Here is a 3,086-nt window from a genome sequence, read left to right as displayed (position 1 = left end):
GGCCGACAGCAACACCCCCAGGGGAACGCCCTCCGGGGCCCGGGGGTCGGAGCCCGGGACCGTGATACCGCGCCGCCCCGGCGGCACCGCGCCGCAGTGTCCCGCATACGACGCGGTGCGGGGCCGCCAGCGCCATCGAGGCGCGGGCTCCAGCACCTCAGGCCCGCCCGCCCGGCCACGGACCGGGCCCGGACCGCCAGATGACCCCAACGAGACCGAGTGGGAGCACTCATGACTGCCGACACACCACCATCCAGCAGCGCGCAGCCACAGCGCCGGACGCTGACCGGCATACAGCCGCCCTTCCAGATCTACGGAACGGAAACCCCCCACGGCTTCCGGCCATCGCGAGACCCCGGGAAAGCCACCGGTACCCCCCTCACCATCACGAAGCTGTGGGTGGAGCGCTACCACCGCTATGGCACAGACACCCACGGGCGGACGATCTCCCTCTACGGAGGGACAACCCTGTACTGGGTGATCACACCCACCCCCCGCTGACCCCACCCCCGTCGCCCCCCCGGCCGTCACGGGCAGCAGCTCCTCACGGAGACGGCCGCCCACATCGCCCCCGGCGACGGCCGCCGAACTCCGGACACCCCCCCAGCGCCCCGCCGCGCAACCGAACTGCCCCGGCCGCCAGGCCGGGGCAGTTCGCGCTCCCGCCCGCATCCAAACCCCCGCCCGGCCGCGCCGTCCGGGCCCCGCAGCAGCCGCGCCCTGGACGCCCTGCCCACACTGCCCGCGCCCGGCCGCGCCGCCCGGACCCCGCAGCGCCCGCGCGCTCTTGGCCCCGCCCGTGTCTCAACCCCCGGCCGCGCGCCGCCTGGCCCTCGCGCCGCCTGGCCCACAGCGCCCGCGCCGCTCCTCCCTGAGGCGTCGAGGTGACCGGCCCTCACCGGCCACCCCTGCGCTTCACCCCCGCCCGCGCAGCGGCCGCGCGCCGCCCGGGCCCGCAGCACCCGGGCGGTTCACTGCCCGGCCCCCTCACCGCCCGCCCTCACCGCCCGGCCCCCGCCCACCGCCCGCGCCCGCCCCAAGCCCAACCGGCCCCGCCACACCAGCGAATTGGCAGGTCACAGCGCCCGGTCTGCACGGGTTTCCGCCCTAGCGTCTCCTCCCACCAAGACCGCCTCAAGCCCGCCACCGCACCGCCCGGCACACCGCGACGTGCACCGCCCCGGACAGCGGCAGCGGCCCCCTTGCGACCCAGGAGACCCCTATGGCAGATCCCACCACTCCCCAGACCGCGACCGAGCCCACCCCCACCCCCGCACCCGCACCCGAAGCCCTCTCCGGCCCTGCCCCCCACCTCACCCCCGACACCCCCGCCCTCATCCCCGTCATCATCGACCCCGACGACTACGCCACCCTCCAAACCCACCACTCCTTCCCCCACACCACCGACCACCCCGCCTACCTCACCCACACCGAAACCCTCCTGCGCACCCACACCACCCACGGCCAGCACACCCTCGCCCTCCACTTCGACGCCACCCACTACACCGACTTCTGCACCAGCCACAGCATCGACCCCGACACCCCTACCAGCCGCGCCCGCTACACCCTCGAACTCGCCGCCCACGGCCCCCACCTCACCTACCAGGGCCAGGACATCGACACCCTCATCCACCAGCTCATCGACCGCGCCGCCCAGCACGCCTGCGGCGAACTCGCCCACCTCCTGCTGGACGACGCCGGATCCTGCAAGGACTGCGGCCAAGACCGCGCCAACGCCGCCATCGACCGGGCCGGACGCCTCCTGGACGCCGTCCTGGACCGGGCCGGAACCGGCAGCCACACCCTGACCTGCACCTGTACCGCCGACGGAGAACGCCTGACCATAGGCCTGACCGCCGAGCAGGAAACCCCCGACACCCCCACCCGCTTCGACGACACCGACGCGGCGCGCCTGGTCGCCGTCCTGGCCGCCGCCCTGGCCGCCAGCAACGCCCCCTGCACCCGCTGCACCACCCCCGACCCCGAACCCGCCCCCCGCTCGACCGGCGCGCTGCTGCTGCGCACCACGGCCCCCCACGCCCGCGACCGCCTGACCGGATGGCGTCTGCTCCAGGGCCACCTCCACCCCCTCACCGCAGCCGAGGTCTTCGACGCCCACTGCACGAACCCGTTCACCGGCGACGTCATCCCGCCCCTGCCCCACACCGATTTCCTTCCCGGCTACGACCTCACCCCCGGCAGCACCTGGCCCACCCCCTAACCCCTCCACCTCCTGCGCGCCCTTTCACCGCAGCCCCGGGCCCCGGCCCGGGGCTTTCGCACGCCCGCACCGCACCGAGCCGCCTCCCGCCCCCCGCCACCTTCCCCCCAACACCCTCCCGCCCCACGGGAATCCACCGGCCACCCCCGCACGGCCGTACCCCGCCCGCGCCCCCCGGCGCCGTACCGTCCCCTCACCGACACCGCCGCACCACCCCCGAGGGGGCAGCAACCACCATGACGACACCGCACGAGGCCCCCATCGAGGAGGCCTACGCCGCCGGGGTCACCCGCATCGCCAGCCTCAGCCTCACCGAAGGCGAGCCCGACGGACAGGCCATCGAGTGGAGCCTGGGAGCGATCGCCGCCATGAGCCGCCGCCCGCGCGCGGGCGAGAAGGACCTGTTCGAGATCTGGGCTGCGAACGTGCACACCGTCATCCGCGTCCCGGCAGGCACCCCCGTCCGCTTCACCCTCCACCCCGCGCCCACCCCCGCGCCCACCCCCGCGCCCACCCCCGCGCCCACCCCCGCGCCTGCTCCGGCCCCCATCCCGGCCCCGGCCCCCGTCCCGGCCCAGGCGTCCGCCCCCCACCCTCAGCACGCGCCCGCCCCGGCCCCGCAGCCCGCACCACACCGCCCCCGCTCCCAACCGCCCTGGGTCACCCAGCAACCCTTCCACCCCACCACCCAACCCCCCGCCAGCCACCCCCACATCTGACCTACGCACCCCCTCACCCCCCCCCGGGCCCCCGCCCCGCCCAGCCCCGCACGCACAGGCGGCAACGGCACACCCGCCCCGGCACACCGCTCGCCCGCGCACCGGCTACAGCCCTCCGCCCCCCGGCACCCGCGCACCCCCTGCGC

At 76.1% G+C, this 3,086-nt stretch carries 2 protein-coding genes; both read left to right on the top strand.

What is annotated here, in order from left to right; genetic code table 11:
• Positions 1-1,222: 1,222 nt before the first annotated feature.
• Positions 1,223-2,221: a hypothetical protein gene (locus ACFWZ5_RS45905; protein ID WP_384893194.1), complete on the top strand. Its 999-nt coding sequence runs from the start codon at positions 1,223-1,225 to the stop codon at positions 2,219-2,221.
• Between the two features lie 236 nt (positions 2,222-2,457).
• Complete coding sequence (locus ACFWZ5_RS45900) at positions 2,458-2,940, top strand: hypothetical protein (RefSeq protein WP_384893191.1); 483 nt, start codon at positions 2,458-2,460, stop codon at positions 2,938-2,940.
• Positions 2,941-3,086 lie beyond the last annotated feature (146 nt).

Origin of the sequence: Streptomyces sp. NPDC059003 (assembly GCF_042740445.1) — a bacterium.
Classification (GTDB): Bacteria; Actinomycetota; Actinomycetes; order Streptomycetales; family Streptomycetaceae; genus Streptomyces.
Note: the sequence above shows the minus strand (reverse complement) of the source record. Positions and strands in the feature narration are given on the sequence as shown.